At 61.3% G+C, this 15,725-nt stretch carries 15 protein-coding genes; 3 read left to right on the top strand and 12 right to left on the bottom strand.

The features are described 5' to 3' along the window. Positions 1 to 121: 121 nt before the first annotated feature. The 4 genes from LDO22_RS01580 to LDO22_RS01565 form a co-directional block, all read right to left on the bottom strand. Positions 122 to 508 (bottom strand): hypothetical protein, encoded by a 387-nt coding sequence (locus LDO22_RS01580; RefSeq protein ID WP_224025827.1) that lies wholly within the window; start codon positions 506 to 508, stop codon positions 122 to 124. Then, entirely contained in the window at positions 453 to 809 is a 357-nt protein-coding gene (locus LDO22_RS01575; protein WP_224025826.1) for a hypothetical protein, read from the bottom strand. Before LDO22_RS01575 ends, LDO22_RS01580 begins: the two co-directional genes overlap by 56 nt. Before the next feature lie 137 nt (positions 810 to 946). Next, entirely contained in the window at positions 947 to 1,600 is a 654-nt protein-coding gene (locus tag LDO22_RS01570) for a plasmid pRiA4b ORF-3 family protein (RefSeq protein WP_224025825.1), read from the bottom strand. Positions 1,601 to 2,104: 504 nt separating this feature from the next. Next, entirely contained in the window at positions 2,105 to 2,641 is a 537-nt protein-coding gene (locus LDO22_RS01565) for a GNAT family N-acetyltransferase (protein WP_224025824.1), read from the bottom strand. A 720-nt stretch (positions 2,642 to 3,361) separates the two neighbouring features. Between LDO22_RS01565 and LDO22_RS01560 the strand changes: the two genes are divergently transcribed. From LDO22_RS01560 to LDO22_RS01550, 3 genes are read left to right on the top strand one after another with little or no spacing between them, the layout of a single operon-like run. Continuing rightward, positions 3,362 to 4,618 carry an extracellular solute-binding protein gene (locus LDO22_RS01560; RefSeq protein ID WP_224025823.1) on the top strand — a complete coding sequence of 419 codons (1,257 nt, stop codon included), beginning with the start codon at positions 3,362 to 3,364 and terminating at the stop codon, positions 4,616 to 4,618. 55 nt (positions 4,619 to 4,673) lie between these two features. Continuing rightward, positions 4,674 to 5,606 (top strand): sugar ABC transporter permease, encoded by a 933-nt coding sequence (locus LDO22_RS01555; RefSeq protein ID WP_224025822.1) that lies wholly within the window; start codon positions 4,674 to 4,676, stop codon positions 5,604 to 5,606. Continuing rightward, on the top strand, positions 5,603 to 6,463 hold the full coding sequence (locus LDO22_RS01550; protein WP_224025821.1) for a carbohydrate ABC transporter permease: 861 nt from the start codon (positions 5,603 to 5,605) through the stop codon (positions 6,461 to 6,463). Before LDO22_RS01555 ends, LDO22_RS01550 begins: the two co-directional genes overlap by 4 nt. A gap of 1,403 nt (positions 6,464 to 7,866) precedes the next feature. On the opposite strand, the gene LDO22_RS01540 is transcribed toward LDO22_RS01550, so the two are convergent. The 8 genes from LDO22_RS01540 to LDO22_RS01505 all read right to left on the bottom strand — a co-directional run bounded on the left by LDO22_RS01540 (position 7,867) and on the right by LDO22_RS01505 (position 15,634). Then, complete coding sequence (locus LDO22_RS01540; protein ID WP_224025819.1) at positions 7,867 to 8,616, bottom strand: SDR family oxidoreductase; 750 nt, start codon at positions 8,614 to 8,616, stop codon at positions 7,867 to 7,869. 129 nt (positions 8,617 to 8,745) lie between these two features. Next, positions 8,746 to 9,741: a Gfo/Idh/MocA family oxidoreductase gene (locus tag LDO22_RS01535; protein WP_224025818.1), complete on the bottom strand. Its 996-nt coding sequence runs from the start codon at positions 9,739 to 9,741 to the stop codon at positions 8,746 to 8,748. A gap of 133 nt (positions 9,742 to 9,874) precedes the next feature. Further along, positions 9,875 to 11,137: an MFS transporter gene (locus LDO22_RS01530; RefSeq protein WP_224025817.1), complete on the bottom strand. Its 1,263-nt coding sequence runs from the start codon at positions 11,135 to 11,137 to the stop codon at positions 9,875 to 9,877. 52 nt (positions 11,138 to 11,189) lie between these two features. Continuing rightward, positions 11,190 to 12,182: a Gfo/Idh/MocA family oxidoreductase gene (locus tag LDO22_RS01525; protein ID WP_224025816.1), complete on the bottom strand. Its 993-nt coding sequence runs from the start codon at positions 12,180 to 12,182 to the stop codon at positions 11,190 to 11,192. After that, positions 12,182 to 13,081 (bottom strand): sugar phosphate isomerase/epimerase family protein, encoded by a 900-nt coding sequence (locus LDO22_RS01520; RefSeq protein WP_224025815.1) that lies wholly within the window; start codon positions 13,079 to 13,081, stop codon positions 12,182 to 12,184. The genes LDO22_RS01525 and LDO22_RS01520 overlap by 1 nt, the downstream gene beginning before the upstream one ends. A 3-nt stretch (positions 13,082 to 13,084) precedes the next feature. Continuing rightward, a complete protein-coding gene (locus tag LDO22_RS01515; protein WP_224025814.1) occupies positions 13,085 to 13,663 on the bottom strand; it encodes a VOC family protein in 579 nt (192 codons plus the stop codon). Further along, positions 13,660 to 14,655 carry a LacI family DNA-binding transcriptional regulator gene (locus LDO22_RS01510; RefSeq protein WP_224025813.1) on the bottom strand — a complete coding sequence of 332 codons (996 nt, stop codon included), beginning with the start codon at positions 14,653 to 14,655 and terminating at the stop codon, positions 13,660 to 13,662. The genes LDO22_RS01515 and LDO22_RS01510 overlap by 4 nt, the downstream gene beginning before the upstream one ends. Next, a complete protein-coding gene (locus LDO22_RS01505; protein ID WP_224025812.1) occupies positions 14,648 to 15,634 on the bottom strand; it encodes a Gfo/Idh/MocA family oxidoreductase in 987 nt (328 codons plus the stop codon). The genes LDO22_RS01510 and LDO22_RS01505 overlap by 8 nt, the downstream gene beginning before the upstream one ends. Positions 15,635 to 15,725: the final 91 nt, after the last annotated feature.

The raw sequence follows: 15,725 nt of genomic DNA, 5'->3' as shown, positions 1-15,725 counted from the left end.
TTTTCAGGACGCACCTACGGAACTGCCAGATCTAGTGAGCCAAAACCCCGGATCCCTGTCAGGAGAACTGGCATTTAACCACGTCAGCACTGCCAGATTCACTGACAACGGACAGCCGTTTTCACCTGCCGACGAGGGTCCTGTCGGCCGGCGGCGGGACGGCCTGCAGGTCTTGGTCGATGCTGTAGATGGTTGCGGACCGGTCGGTGAGCCTGGCGATGTCCTCGGTTGTGATGTTAATGAACGCCGAACGTTGCTTCAGGTGCTGGACGAGTTCGGTATATGGCCACAGCAGCCGGTCCACATAGGTATTGAAGGACCGCCCGCTGGCCTTGGCGTAGTCCGCCACGAGTTGCGGGTTGGTGGTCCTGCGGCCGTAGCTGAGTTCCAGGTCGACGTCGCCCAGCGGATCAATCTCAGGGTTGATGTAGCTGCCGAACACCCGCAGCTTGTCAATGAACAGGGGCTTGGCCGGGTCGGCGTTGTAGGCCCGTGCCCGGTCCAGCACGCCTGTGACCAGCCGGTCGGCGGTCTTTTCTGCTGATGGGTTTCCCAAAGCTGGCCATGGCCAGGGCGTTGCCCTGGATGGTGGTGTCCCACCAGGTCTCCCCGGCGGCGTCGGTTTCGACTTTCTCCATGTATCCGTCAGCTTCCAGTTGGGCCAGCACCGTCCCGGGTTCATGCCCGGTGCCGTCGAGCAGGTCGGCCACAGCCAGGGTGGTCAGTTCCATGCCGCTGAACCGGCGGACGATGGCGCGTGCCAGCTCTGCCGGCACGCCGGCGATGGCGTCCGTTTTCGCTACCCTCACCTCACTAGCCTACGGGTGAACTTCCTCGGCTTTCCTGAGCTGCCGGCTCCTCGAACACCGGTTATCGGACATTGTCCAGAGGCCGAGGAAGAACCACCGGAAGATATCGCACGGGCGTCATGGTGGGGCCTTCCGCGCTAGTTGCATGTGTGAACCTGGGCAGCCAGCGCGTGATTCACGGCCTGGATGTCCAGGAACGCCGGGTCAAAGGGCTCGTCCGTGCCGGTGATCTCTGCGACCCATTCGGTGTGCTCTGCGTGGTCTGGATGGGCCGGATCGGCCAGGGCCTCGAGGAGTTCTTCGTATCCTGCGAATCCTCCGGAGTCTTCCAGCGGGCCTCGTCGGGCACCGTCGAGTACCCGGGCCGGCGGAGTGCCGTCGGTTGCGGGGCGCTGTGTCACCAGCTCCAGCCGGTGCAGCCAGCTGTCGCCGAAGTCGTATTCATAACAGGCCCCTCCACCGCCAAGCGCCAGCAGTTGGGCAAGGGCTAGGACTTCCTCTGGCCTGTCGCCCGGTTCGGCGCAGTCCTGCCTGGGAAGCCATTGCAGAGTCTCCGGGATGTCACCATCCACCGGCCCTAACGGCGCGAAGGGGTCAACGGCTACAAATCGGTGCAGGTGCATGTCCTCCCAGCCAAAGGCGGTTTGTAGGACCCGGTGGACCACATCCAGAGTCAAGGAGCTGTGCACCTCCAGCTGGCGCCAGATCTTTGGCTCGACGTCGGTCAACTCGACACGGATCTCCAGCATTGACTCTGGCTTCTCAGCCATCCCGGCAGAAGCGTTCTCCATACAAGTCATCCTTTCAGACCCCATCATTCGCGTCCGGAGACCCTTGCCACTCCCCTGCCATCGAACTTCAGCCTTACAGAACAGCCGCTATCGGCGTTCCGTGCGAACGGAAGCCTTCCGGTTCCCGGGTGATTTGTGTCAGGGATTTTCGTCATGTGGCCGCAGTTTCCTTGGTGCGGAGCCGGTGTTTGCCGGATAGTTTGCAGCGGTGCGCGTCTTGTCCTTGTTCGGAGCGAAAGCTGTGGGTTCGCTCCGTGGTGTGCACCGCGTGGGGAGGCGGGGCTGGCTCCCGGTCTCAGCACGTCTGGATCCGGCCCCGCTGCAGCCCAAACCATCAGATTCCCGGCGGATGGGCCAGCGGTCAGTGCCTGACCTCAACATGGAAGTCTGCAGGTTCTTGCCCTGTTATGCGCGCAGCTTCTGCCGTGACCGCTTCAGCTGGCTGTAGCGCGATCCCGCTATGTAAGCCTTCGACCTTTCCTGGTCCCCCGCAGAACTGAGTGATCAGAGGATGCGCTGGAACATCCGATGGTCCTGCCACTGGCCGGCGATCTGCAGATAGGCGCGGGCCGTGCCGTAGGATTCGAAGCCGTTCTTTTCCAGAACCCGCTGGGAAGCTGTGTTGTGCACAAGGGTCGCGGCCTCTAGCCGATGCAGGCCCAAATCGTCCCTGGCGATGCCAACCGCGGCGCCGACCGCTGCGGTCATGAGCCCAGCACCCTGAGCCCTCCTATCAATCCAGTACCCTACGTGGGCGTTCTGGAAGGCGCCGCGCACGATCGAACGCAGAGTCAGCAGGCCGACAACGTTTTCATCATCTACCAGCACCAACGGAAGCGCAGTTCCGGAGTCGAGGTCCTCGAGCCGACGGGCAATTGCGGCCCGCTGGCCCAGGGCAGTGTAAAACTCCTCAGACCGAACCGGCTCCCACGGGGCCAGATGAACACGGTTCGCCTGGAATGCCGCTGCCAGAGCCACTGCATCGGAACGTTGGACCGGACGCAGCACAACGCCGTCGGCCAGTACGCGAGCGAAGTCCACCCATCCACCCTACTCACCGAGCCGTCCCCGCCACCGAACGGGACCTCGCATCGAAACACCCCTACCCGGCCAGCCTTACAAAACGTCCATTATCGGCTTCTACTTCTGAAGCGTGGGAAGTACCTCGTCCGTTCTGTTACTAACTGTGGTTACTCATACCGCTGGCGGATCAGTCCGTACGGGACTGCGGGGTGGGCGCGCACTATGTAGCTGCCGGCACTGATCGGTGTAACCATCACGCCTATTCAATGGCCAAGGCGCAGGCCATCACACACGCAATCGCTTCCTCAAGCGCCACATCCAACCCCGCCGCGCTCGACATTGCTACTGTCCTTGCGGCTCACGTGTCGCTGCCGCAACTAGCGACCGCGTCGACCGTCTGATCGCCCTGGTCTGGTCCTTGCGGCACATCAAGGACACATCGCCCCCCGGTCAAAGATTCGAGGGTGATCGGGATCCTGCATCGCGCATCATCACCAAATTGGGGCCGCGAATCTACACGGTCAAAGTTTTCCTTGACACCGCCTTTTTCCGCCCCTACATTTATTGCAACCGATCTCAGCAACCGATCTCACTGCTAATCGTATAAATGCAACCGATCTCAAAGGAGAGACTCGATGATTCAGTGGCTTCTCCCACCCATCGGCGGCCCCCGCTTAGTAGGCGTCGAGTGAGCACGGCATGCTCCCGCATCAGCAACCCAGTTCACAGGAGAAATTCATGATCAAAAAGCGATGGGGCCTGGCGCTCTTCACAGCCGTCGTAGCCAGCCTTGCCCTCAGCGGCTGCGCCCCTTCAACTCCGGAGTCTGAGGGCCCGGTGACGCTTAACTACTGGGACTTCCTCGATCCCAGCCAGAACAACCCGCGCTCAAAGGCCCTAAAGGAAAACGTTGCCAATTTCGAGGCGGCAAACCCCAACATCAAGATCAATCTTTCCGTCGTGTCACTGGGCGATATGTTGAACAGGCTGCCTCAAGCCGCGGCAGCAGGCCAGGCCCCCGACGTCTTCAAGATGTACACTCCCGTCGTTCCTCAGATGGCCGCTGCCGGCGTTTACTCACCGCTTCCTGATGCTGCCTCCAAGGTGACTGACTGGCTGCGTCCAACCGACGCTCTTGCCGGTCCTGACGGCAAGCAGGTCGCCGTGCCCTATGAGTACCGGACCTGTGCGCTCTATTACAACCAAAAGATTCTTTCTCAAATCGGCGCGACCGTTCCTACCACCTACGACCAGGTAGTCGACGTTGCACGAAAAGCGGCCGCCGCTGGATTCACCGGTTTCGGAACGGGCTTCTCGGACAGTGACAATTCGGCCATCATCGGCACTTTCTTCGACTGCTTCATGACACAGGTTGACCAAGAGCTGTGGAACAAGGATGGGCAGGCAGATTTCGCGACATCAAAGGGAGAGGACTTTGGCAACTTCCTTACCAAGCTCAGGGACGCAAAGGCCCTCGGCAGCAATGTCGTTTCGGATACTTACGGCACCGTAGCTGACGGAATGGCAAGCGGCACGGTCGCGATGGCGGTCATGGGCACGGAACGAGCCGTCTCCTATGCCTCACAGAATCCGGACCTTAAGTGGACCGCATTGCCAAAAGCAAACACTGGCGACACGACAGGCACCACCATTGGATGGACCTTGGGCATAGGCAACGGCAGCAAACACGCCGAGGCGGCCTGGAAGTTCATCGAGTACATGACGGGGCCGGAAGCCGGCGCAAAAATGGCCACCGGAGGCGAGGTACCCACGCGTGCCGGCACCTACCAGCAGCCGTTCTTCTCCTCGCCCGAGTCCAAAACGGTGAATGACATCGCCGCTTACGTCAAGAGCAATAGCAAGCCACGCACATACTCCAGCAACTGGACTTCCCTCGCCAGAGGGCTTTCCCAGAGCGGGCAGAAACTGATCCTCAACGGCTCGTCGGGGAGCGATTTTATCCGTTCCGCGCAGGATGCTGCCAACAAGAAGTAGCAGCCCGATAGCAGGGGAGCCTGAGACATCAGGCTCCCCTCGGAAGGGACAGATAATGTCAACAAAAAGCCCCACCCGCAGCACACGCAAGACCGGAGCTGCCCCCTCAGCCACCCAGACTTTCCGCCGGGTCCGAAGGGACCGCATGGTCTGGCTCTACGTCGTCCCCGTCAGCGCCATCTTCCTCTTTGTTTTTGTGGGCCCGCTCATCTACACGGCATGGACAGCACTCCACGAAACCACGTACTACCAGATCGGTAAATTCTCGGGCCTCAACTCCTTTGCCCGACTATTCGCGGACGCTGACCTGCCCAGCAGCATCCGGACAACCCTGTTGTTTTCGCTAGGGGCCTTGATTCTCGCGCTGCCGGCGGGGCTTTTGTCCGCGATCGTGCTCAACAACATTCACCGCTTCAAACGCTCCGTCCGGAGCCTCTTCCTCCTGCCCTGGCTGATGTCACAAGCCACAGCAGGAACAATCTGGCTGTGGTTCCTCAACCCCAACTACGGCCCAGCATCAGCCATCACCAAATCCCTCGGATTCGGTCCCACCGACGTGTTCTCATCCCCAACCAGCGCCCTCGTTGCAGTAACCCTGATGACTGCCTGGTGGTCCTACCCGCAAGCCATGCTCCTCTTCCTGGGCGCCCTCCAGACAATTCCAGAAGAGCTCCGCGAAAGCCTCAAGGTCGACGGCGGCGGCATCTGGCACGCATTCGTGAACATCACCCTCCCCTACCTGCGCAACACCATCGTCTCCGTCGTAGTCGTTCTGCTCATGCTCTACGTGCAAATGGTCACCATCATCCTGGTCACCACAAGAGGAGGCCCGATCGGCTCCACGGAAACGCTGTCCATGAGGGTCTACAACCAAATGTTCGACAAGTTCGACCTCTCCGGCGCTTCAGCCACGGCCATCCTCCTTTTTGCAGTCAACATCGTCCTGACACTCGTCGCCATCCGCTTCCGACGGAAGGAAAGCCTGTGAGCACCACCACCTCACGCCGACAGCGAACGGTTGGCGCCGTCATCAGGGCGGTCCCGGCCTGGGCGTACATCATCCTCTCCGCCGCGGTCGTGCTGCCTCCTGTTGTATGGATCCTGTCCACGTCGCTGAAAACCGCCTCGGATACCCTGGAGTTCCCACCAAAATGGATCCCGGAACCATTCTCATCCGAGGGCTATGTCGGTCTGCTGACCTCGACCAACATCCGCTTCTTCGTCAACTCGCTCATCTATGCCGGCGGCTCCATCGTGCTTGCCCTGGCTATTTGTGTCCCGGCCGCGTATGTTGCCACGAGATACCGCAGCCGCCGCATGGAAACCCTGATGACCGGGATACTGGTGCTGTCCATGGTCCCGGCAATCGTGGTCTTCATTGCGCTGTATTCCATGTTCGTCAAGACCGCCCTGATCAACACCTACCCCATGATGATCGTCGTCTACACGGCCATCATCTGTGGACAGACCATCCTGTTTCTTCGCAACTTCATCGAGAACATACCCGTTGAAATCGAGGAAGCGGCGGCAATTGATGGCTGCTCCAGGATACAGATCCTATGGCGAATCATTCTCCCGCTCATCCGTCCCGGTATCGCTGCGGTAGCCATTTTCATCTTCGTGTTCGTGTGGAATGACTTCCTTGTCGGCACCGTCCTCGCCACGACAGAAGACATGAAAACCGTGCAGAACGGCATCGTGCGATACATAACCACTGGCTTCGGTAGCTTCTGGGGACTCTTTGCCGCATTCATCGTCGTTGCTTTCGTCCCCGTGCTTTCCATCTTCCTGGCTTTCCAGCGCTGGTTCGTAGCCGGCATGACATCCGGTGGCGTGAAGGGCTAGCCGCAGCAGCAGTTCAGCCAATATCCATCAACAAAGGGCCCCGTGACCGTCTCTGACGGCTCACGGGGCCCGCCTGCGCTCAGAAGCACATGCCACGACAGGACGTCCCGTTCGCCACGTACGCTCACGGACCGGACACCTACAGAAACAAAGGCTTTCCTCCGTCCGTCCTCGCCCGATCGAACCGCCGACATGGCGACCGCTCATCCTCGGCGTGGGGCCAAAGACGCAGTGGTGCCATGAACGTAGCCAGCGAAGTGTCTGGAGGCAAATTCAATGCGCCGATGCACTTCAATGCGCCGATGCACGAAGCCCGAGCCTCCCCGGCAGACAATGGTTGCGGAGCTCCCCCACTTCTCAAGCAGCGGCCGGATGCCGGATCTGCCAGGGACGTGGTCGCCGCTCCGCTCTCCGCGTTAGGGGCGTTAGCCTCAGCCGCCTGGCCCGTTCAGGGCAGAGCAGACGATTCTAGTTTCTGCGGGCTTGGGTGTGTCTCGTCACTTTGACTGGCGGCCAGCTGTTGCAGAGCGAGGGACCTCATAGCGGTTTTTCTGGCTGTCACGGATGATCCTCGCCGGACGGGCAAGCTCTCGAGCGTGAGATCTGGTCCGGCTACTGCCGGGCTAAACACAAAGCTTCGAGGGCCCCGGTGCTCCACGCCGGCGTCGTACGCAGGTTAAATGCAGCGTGGGCAGGCAGGATGCAACCTGTCCACCCACACTCCATTAGAGGCCTAAACCACAATGACTTAAACCGGACGCGCGCCCTGTATCTAGTCCCGAAACGAAGGGACCGGTCAGGCACGACATTCAGCGAGCGGCTATGAGTCCTCGCCCGGCCCCCATTCCGGCGGCTGAATGAGCTCCACTCTGTTTCCGTCAGGATCGAGGAGGTAAACCAGCCATCCTCCCGCAATGGGGCCTGAGGTTGGGGCGACGGGTTCGGATACCGCGCTGTAACCAAGCGCTGTCATTCTTGCGTAAACCTGTCGCACATCGATATCTGTAAAGGCCACGTGAGCCGTTCCAGGCTGCGCCTCAGAGGGATCGACGGCTGGCAGTAGCGGCTCTGCGTGGGCGAGTTCCAGCCGAAAGGAGCCGTCACTGGTAGCTAGAAGCATGGCTCTGACCTTGACGTTGGGACGGCCGTAAAGATCGCCGGCGTATGGCCCCGAGGTCCAGGCATCCACACGTGTTAGTCCTAGGCCATCCACGTAGAATCGTTCGCTGCGGTCCATATCTGTAACGTGCAGCGCGGTGTGATGATGTCGCATTAGAGGTCTCCTTGGTAGATCAAGCTCTCCCCCACTTGCTGAATTGCCTCAGGAGGGGGTAGCCCTGATGCCTTAGTGGTGGGTCGCTGCGACATTAGGGCACAGCGGCACGAAAAGCCCTGGCGAATTTTTAGGTTCCAATTCCCAGATGCGCTCCGCCTGCCACGTCGAGAGACACTCCCGTGATGTAGCGGTTGTCGGGGTCAGAAAGGAACAGGATGGCCCGTGCAACTTCATCGGGTTCGGCAAACCGGCGCATCGGCAACTGCGCTGCCCTTTTCGCCCGGTTGGCTGCTGCGTCGGGGCCGGAGTCCCTCGCAAATTGCGCCCACATGGGGGTGTTGACCGGCCCTGGTGCGATCGCGTTCACGGAAATGCCGTTAGGTCCGAGCAGTTCGGCGAAGGACCACATGATGTGGAGGACTGCAAGCTTGCTCGCGTTGTAGGGCAGGTAATTGAGGCGCGCTTCTTTGGCCGCAACCGAGGACAGGACCACGATGGCGCCCGCTGTGGCGGTCTCAAGCATCGATTTTGCGGTCTCCCGGACGAGGGTGAAGGTCCCGGTGGCATTGATCCTCAGGATGGAGTCGAACTCTTCGGACGTTGTTTTCATGATGTCCGGGGTGGGGCCAAGCACTCCTGCTGCATGCACGAGGACATCGATCCCGCCGTGCTTGGCTTGGATGTCCTGTATGACCGCTGCGCATTGTTGTTCCGAGGTGATGTCGAGGGAGTAAAACGACTCCAGGGACTGGTCCTCTTTGGGGGACCGGTCGGCGCCGACGACGACGGCTCCCGCTGCGATGAGCGCCGTGACTGCAGCGTCACCGATCCCTCCACTTGATCCCGTTACCAGAACCACCTGGCCTTTGAGACTCATCGGTTCTCTCCGCTCTGCTGCGCGAAGCCTGACTGAAATGCTCCTGTGGTCGGAGCGTGAGGTGCATGGTTCATGTTCGTTTTCCTTGATTGAAGTTGCTTGGTTCGGCCGGTGTAGATAGGCCAGGTTTCATCGGTGCTGGGGGGCTGGCACCTTCCGGGCTTCGGAGGCCGCCGCCTTCCGGATTGCAACGGCGATTTGCGTTGCGCGGAGCGCCTGGGCGAAAGTGACCGCGGGCATTCCACCCGCGCAGAATCTCAGGGCCGCTTCTGCCTGACGCAAGAAGAGGTCGGATGGTTCAAAATCTTGCTCGTGTTGGCCACCGTCGCGGTTCCACAAGCGAAGGGAATCGTTTGACCACAACATCCGGCCGTCAGTGGCCAGAACATCGATGGTGAGGCTCCAGTCTCCCTGATTGAGCCCTTGGGGTTCCTGCCAGGGAGACCAATAGCTCTGCAAGCTGAACACCGGCCCACGGGGAAAATCGAGGATGGATAGAACGTGTTCTGGTACTGCAGACCCATACAGGCTGTTGCTCGCGCTGGCGGCCAGGACGTCCGGATCACCCTCGAACCACGAAGAGACCAGCTCTATGGCGTGGATCCCGTTTACCACGGCAACGCCGCCCTCTTTCGGATCAGCACGCCATGAGTCAATGTTGTCCTTATGGGCGACCGAACGGACATTAACAGCGATCACGTCGTTGTCTCGTACCCACTGCGATAGGATCTCGACGGCGGGATGCTGGTGGAGTGTGTACCCAACCATGAGTCGTTCGTTTGCTCCCGAAGCGGCGGCTAAGACGGCCGCACCTTCGGCGTCCGCCGCGACCGGCTTTTCCGTCAGCACCCGAAATCCCCTGTTCAGCAGATCAGCGCAGATGGCCGGCTGCAAAGTAGTGGGCAATGCCACGACGGCCAGGTCCAAGTCATCGGCAGGGAGTTCCTGAACGGTGGGCACCACCTGCGCTCCCAGTTCCAGGGCCAACAGGGCGGCCCGCTCGTCTTTCTCCACTAGGTGGGTGACACTGGCACCCGCCTTGGCGAATGCTCTGGCATGTCGGGATCCTGCCCATCCGGCTGCGCCGACCACTGCCACCCGCAGGGGCCGTGCCGACCGCGTCATGATGCCGGCCCCACGACAATTAGGGCCAAGGTGCAAAAGGTGCGCATACAGTCTCTCCTTTGAGTTAATTCAAGAAATCGATGGGATGGGTTGCGGACGTCCGTGGCACCGTACTCCGTTTCTTCAAGTGCAGTTAGGGACCTTGTCCTTTCAGTGCCTGCCGTGGGACTAGGGTGTGATCTTCAAGCATGCGTGCCTTGTTGACCATGACGGCCCCCGTCACCAGCACCAGGAGCCAGGCGCCGAGCATGGCGAATGAGGGCAGCCAGCCGTCCCCCGGACGGTGCAGGAGCGCGAACATGAATGGTCCGGCGCTTGCCAGGGCGTAGCCGGTTCCCTGGGCAAAGGCGGACAAGCTCCCGGAGCCGGATTGCGTTCGAGTTCGCTTATTGATCATGGCGAACGCAAAGGAATAGGCACCTTGACCCAGCCCGGCAATGACGACCCAGACCGCTGCCGTAGCTGGTGGAGCGAAGATGATGCCTCCGTAACCTATGGCGAAGGCGGCGACAAAGAGGACGGCCACTGGCAGCGGGCGGGACATTCTTTGAACCACCACCGGCACAATCAAAGCGAATGGCAGGGCCAGGATTGAGTAGACCGCCAGCATGGAGCCAGCAGTTTCCTGTCTCATTCCTTTATCGACGAGGACGGCCGGGAGCCAAGTGAGCGCCGCGAAAGTATTGCTGGAGAATCCGGCGAATATCAAAGCCATGCCCCATCCGATTGATGACTTCCAAGGCGTGACAGCGTTCGCCCGGGACGGCAGTCCATCCTTGGTTGGAGGGGTTCCGGGGCGCCCAGCCGCTCCTTTGACGCCAAGAAGGCTCAGCCATGGGATCTGAGCCACCGCGCTGAGGGCAGCCCAGATACCGATGGAGAACCGCCAGCCATACAGAGTGCCCAAAGGAATGGACAATTGGGCGGCCACCGCCGTGCTGACACCCAGGAGAGTGACATGAAGCGCTCCGACCATACCGATCCTGTCGGGAAAATATTTCATCAGGAGAGGCGGCGCGACGACATTGCCCAGACCAATCCCGAGCATGGCGACACACGTGAAGACCAAGAATGTCAGGACGCTCGGTCCCACTGCGCGGCCGAGCTGCCCCAATGTTGTTAGCAGAAGGGCAACCAGCAGGAGGTGTTCCAGTCGCATGCGCCGCAGGAGCGGCAGCGCAAGGAAGCCCATCACGGCGAAGCTGGCGGTCGGCAGCATCCCGAGGACCCCTGTGGTCAGGGCGTCGAAGGGAAGGTCCGCGCCTATTTGACGTAAAAGCGGGGACGCCGCCGAGACCGCTTCCCTGGCGCTGAAGGCAACCAGCAGGATGCCAACAAGGGCGGTGAAGCGCCCCTGAAGCGGCCGCTTCCCCGTTCCTCGGACTTTTGGTGCCATCTGATGCAGACGAAGGAGAGCGATGTTGGCACCTCCATGTGTCCGTCGAAATTTAGCTTGCGTTGACTGCGTGGCTTGCCCATTCGCGCCCGGTTTGCTCCTCTGTGGGCAGTCCGGCGGCGGCGAGGATCTGGTCCAGCAGGCGCTGGGTACGTACAGCTTCGCGGCCAGAAGTGAGGGGCTGAGCCCTGTCTGCGACTCGGTCCAGGAAGTGATGAACGGCGGCTGAAAATCCGAGGGTGTCTGTCGCAGTAGCCCAGCCGTATGCTTCGGCGCTCAGTTCCCGCGACGTGGTGATGCCGTTGATCGTGGTGGAGACCGTTTCCGGTGCCCTGACTTCGACGGTCTTTCCGTCCCCGTAGGCGTCCAGTTTCTCATTCCACGCTCCCGCTGTGCGGGCTGCCATCAGGACACCGGTATTTCCGGTGCTGAAGCGGATGGTTGCGGCGAGGCCGTCTTCTTCCCAGGGGTCCTCGCCAGCGGCGTGGGCGGCAACGTGTTCGGGTTCGCCGCCGCAGTACCAGCGCAGGAGATCGACCATGTGGATGGCGTTCTCGAATGTCGCACGGTATTCGGAACCTGGCCGGTTCTTTTGGGCGACGCAGAAGGTGGCGCCGTTCTCGCCGAAGGCTTCCCGGCCGGCGGTGTAGACCGGCGCGTAGCGGCGGTTGAAGTCAACCATCAGTATTCGCCCCCGTTCATCGGCGAGGTCGGCCAGGCGTTCTGCTTCATCGGTTGCCGGGGCCAGCGGCTTCTCGCAGAACACATCCACGTCCCGGCTCAGGCATAGCTGGACGGCGTGGGCGTGCTCGGAGCGTGGCGTCAGGACGAAGACTGCATCCAGTTCCTGGGCGGCCAGCATGTCCTCTGGCGTTTTGTAGGCGGCGTTGAAGCCCCAGCGTCGGACCAGGTTGCTCGGGTCCTCGCGCCGGGACACAAGCGCGGCCAGTTCGACATCATTGCGTTGTACGAGGGTGGGCAATTGGGCAATAGTGGCGATGTTGCCGGCGCCGATAACGCCGACCCGGAGGCGGTTGGTGGTCATCATGCGTTCCTTACTTCAGCCAGCTCAGTGAGCATTGCGCGCAGGACCGTCGCGGATTGGCGGAATCCGTCCTCGGGCGCGGGGAGGTCTTGGGGGTGCCAGCGGTACTCAAGTTCGATGCTCAGCACGTCGTCGTAGCTGTGACGGAGCAGGGCAGCGAGGATTTGGGACCACGGTACGACGCCGCTTCCAACGACGCGGGAGCGGACGGCTCGTTCAGAGGCGTTGACCCTGGCTGTTTCGGTAGCCCGGAAGGCCGCGTTGGGGTCCGTGAAGACGAGGTCCTTCACGTGAACGTGGCCGATCAGGTCCCCTTGAACGGCGAAGGCCTGTTCGTAGTTTTCGTCATGTGTGAATGTCAGGTTTGCCTGGTCATAGAGGACGCGGACAGACGGTTGGGCAATTTCCCGTACCAGGGCAGCAGTTTCTGCCGCGGTCTGGGTCATGGTGCCGAAGTGGTTTTCCACGCAAAGGCGGACGCCGGCCTGATCCGCTTCCGGAGCAAGGGTCTCCAGTGCTTTACGCAGTTGTGCCCATCGTGCCCCATGGTCGGTGTCTCCGGGGTGCCAGGATCCGGCGTAGACACGGACCCGGTCGGCGCCGAGCAGGTGTGCGGTGTCTATGGCGCCGCGGAATTCATCGACTCCTTGACGCCATTCCGTGTCATCCAGGGAGTTGATGGCGGTCGTGTAAGGCGTCAGCCCGACGATCGGTATTCCAGTAGCTTCGGCGGCTTTGAGGGCCTCCATCGCGGCCCGCCGGTCACCCAGGGGCAATCCGGATGTGTAGTCATTCTGGTAGATGACTTCGGCGGCGTCGAGCCCTGCGGCCCGGAAGAGTTCAAGTGCTTGGGGAACCGTGTGGTTCGGGGTGCCTAGTGTATGACCGGCAAGCCGCATTGTTCATGTCCTTTCTGAAGTGTTTGGTGGTGCAGCCCAGTCCGTCGGACCGACCAGCCGGGGCGGGGCCGCGACGCGGGACCGGTCCACGATTTCCATCAGCAAGCCCCAAGGGGTGATGAAGTAGGTCCAACGGTTGCCGGCTACCCGGGGGCTGTCGCCGGCAACTTCTTTGCGCTCACCGAGCACGCGTACCCCCGGTATGTCCTGGAGCACTGCGATCGCTTCATCGACGTCGTCCACGACGAAGCACAGGTGGTGGCCACCGGCGTCGCAGTGCCGCGGCGGCGTCGTACGCCGCTCAGTGCTGCTCCATTCGAAAAGCTCGATGTTGAGGTTCGGCGGCAGGCGCAACATGGCGAGCGTGAGCTTGGCATCTGCCGGGACCTCGAAGTTTGTCGGCATGAAGTCTTCATCGGGGCCGCGTTCGGAGCGGTACAGCTCTTCAGCTCCCAGGACGTCGACGAAGAAGCGGATACCTTCCTCAAGGTTGGGGACGGTCAAACCAACGTGGTCCGTGTGCTGGAGCCCGGGCAAACGCCGGAGCGTCGACTCCTGTGCCCCGCTCATTGGCGCGGTCATGCTCGTGGTCCTGAAGTGGAGGCGCGGACCAGGAGCTCCGGTTCGAGGACGATGTGGTCCACGGAGCCGTCCGCGTTCTGCTTCTCAGCCAGTTCGATGGCGATGTGTCCCATATCGGCGATGGGCTGCCGGATGGTGGTCAGGGCCGGGTTAAACCGGGCCCCCAGAGCCAAGCCGTCGAAACCGATGACCGACACGTCCTCCGGCACCCGCACACCGCTTTGGCCGAGGGCCGAGATGACCGCAAAGGCCACCATGTCATTGGCCGCGATGATGGCCGTTGGGGGGTTGTCCATCGCGAGGTAATGTTCTGCCCCACGTGTGCCCGCATCCAGATCCGATCCGCTGTCCAGCACGACAGGTGCGCTGCCGCTCTCGGCAGACAACTCCAAATAGGCGTCCATACGGTCCTGGGCGGTGTGCGTGCCGGCGATGCCGGAGACGTAGCCGATCGATGTGTGCCCCAAAGAATGCAGGTGATCCAAGGCCAGCATGATCCCGCGGCGGCTGTCAACAGTGACCGTTGGGACGGCGTCGTCCCCTTCCACACGGTCGATCACGACGACCTTGTGGCCGAAGTCGAAGCGTTTGAGGGCCTCCGTATCGACCTTCGTCGACGGCGCGACGATACCGAAGGGGGCATACATGGCCTGCATGGCGGTGAAGTAGCCGTCGGTCTTGGCCGGGTCGCCGTTGGTGACGCAGAGCAGCAGCTGGTAGCCGCGCTCATCCGCCGCCTGCGTCATTGTCTTGGCAAGTTCTGCAAAGAACGGGTTCGTGATATCAGGGACGATCAGCGGGATGAAGGTACTGGTTTTCCGGCGGAGCGCCTGGGCGAGTGGGCTCATCGTGTAGCCGAGTCCCTCGGCGACGCGAAGGATGTGCTCGCGTGTTTCACTCTTTACGGCTTCGGGGCGGGAGAATGCACGGGACACCGTTGACCGGTGAACACCGGCAGCTTTTGCAACGACGTCGATACTCAAATCAGGCATGTTCTATTCCTCCGTGCTGGTTGTCATAGGCCCGCCAAATCGGGCGCATGACGTTTTCGAGCTGGGCCAGCGTAGTCAGGCCCCGGAATCCATCTTCCAGCGTCCGGGCGACGCTCCGCACGAAGGGATCGTAAAGAGGGTCGCTGTCCACGTTGATCTTGTCGACCTCGGTGGTGCCGTCCACCGCCGTGAACGTAGCCGAACCGTCGGAGTCCACTGTCGCGAATCCTGCCTCGCCGACCGAGGTGAAGCTGCAGTAACGCTTCAGTGGGGAGTCGGGGAATGCGTAGCCAACTTCGACGATTGCTTCGCGTCCTTCTGGCGTGGTGATGATGAGACTGGCGTGATCCTCGACGCTCTGGTGGTGAAGAGCCGACGAGAGTCGGGAGTCCACGTGGGTTTCTGTCTCACCTGTACCCCTGAGGAACATGTCGATAAAATGCGGTCCCAGATTTGCCAGGCAGCCCCCGCCCGCCTTCACGGGGTCGAGCATCCAGGGATTGGCATTGCCGAGGTACCGGGCCGGTGGACCGGCAATAAACGAAGCTCTTTGGTAGGTGGGCCGGCCGGCCTTGGCAAGCCATAGCTCTGTGGGTCCGCCGCGCTGCACCAGCGGAACGGTGGCAGGTACGCCAGCTGCCTCGGCGGCCTGACGCACGACAGAAAGCTCGTCCAGGGAAGTGCCCAACGGCTTTTCCACGACGAACGGAATGCCGCGCTGGATCAGGGCAAGACACTTTTCGGCCATACCGTCGTGGGGGCCGAAGACATAGGCGAGTCCGACGTCGGGCAGATCCACCAGCTTCCGCCAGTCGGCTTCAACCGGGGCACCCCATGCTTTCGCCAAGTCCTGCACCTGCACACGGGATACATCGTCGTCACCGACTCCGACCATGTCGTGCTCTTCGGCCATCGCTGGCGCGCATAACGGAACATGCCAATGGGAAGCACCAAGAATGATTGTGCGTACTTTAGTCAACCGCAATACCCCCTTGTATGAGATCGGTTGCTGAGATCGGTTGCAATAACAGTATGGATGGTGGGAAAGTTTGTCAACGAACACTTCAACG

The sequence above is a fragment of the Arthrobacter sp. NicSoilC5 genome (assembly GCF_019977395.1).
Taxonomy (GTDB): Bacteria; Actinomycetota; Actinomycetes; order Actinomycetales; family Micrococcaceae; genus Arthrobacter.
Note: the sequence above shows the minus strand (reverse complement) of the source record. Positions and strands in the feature narration are given on the sequence as shown.

What these genes read in the sequence shown, in the direction of transcription:
- LDO22_RS01520 (WP_224025815.1), bottom strand. Translation starts at nt 13,081, where the DNA reads ATGCGGCTTGCCGGTCATACACTAGGCACCCCGAACCACACGGTTCCC.
- LDO22_RS01530 (WP_224025817.1), bottom strand. Translation starts at nt 11,137, where the DNA reads ATGGCACCAAAAGTCCGAGGAACGGGGAAGCGGCCGCTTCAGGGGCGC.
- LDO22_RS01570 (WP_224025825.1), bottom strand. Translation starts at nt 1,600, where the DNA reads ATGGAGAACGCTTCTGCCGGGATGGCTGAGAAGCCAGAGTCAATGCTG.
- LDO22_RS01535 (WP_224025818.1), bottom strand. Translation starts at nt 9,741, where the DNA reads ATGACGCGGTCGGCACGGCCCCTGCGGGTGGCAGTGGTCGGCGCAGCC.
- LDO22_RS01510 (WP_224025813.1), bottom strand. Translation starts at nt 14,655, where the DNA reads ATGCCTGATTTGAGTATCGACGTCGTTGCAAAAGCTGCCGGTGTTCAC.
- LDO22_RS01525 (WP_224025816.1), bottom strand. Translation starts at nt 12,182, where the DNA reads ATGACCACCAACCGCCTCCGGGTCGGCGTTATCGGCGCCGGCAACATC.
- LDO22_RS01555 (WP_224025822.1), top strand. Translation starts at nt 4,674, where the DNA reads ATGTCAACAAAAAGCCCCACCCGCAGCACACGCAAGACCGGAGCTGCC.
- LDO22_RS01540 (WP_224025819.1), bottom strand. Translation starts at nt 8,616, where the DNA reads ATGAGTCTCAAAGGCCAGGTGGTTCTGGTAACGGGATCAAGTGGAGGG.
- LDO22_RS01560 (WP_224025823.1), top strand. Translation starts at nt 3,362, where the DNA reads ATGATCAAAAAGCGATGGGGCCTGGCGCTCTTCACAGCCGTCGTAGCC.
- LDO22_RS01515 (WP_224025814.1), bottom strand. Translation starts at nt 13,663, where the DNA reads ATGACCGCGCCAATGAGCGGGGCACAGGAGTCGACGCTCCGGCGTTTG.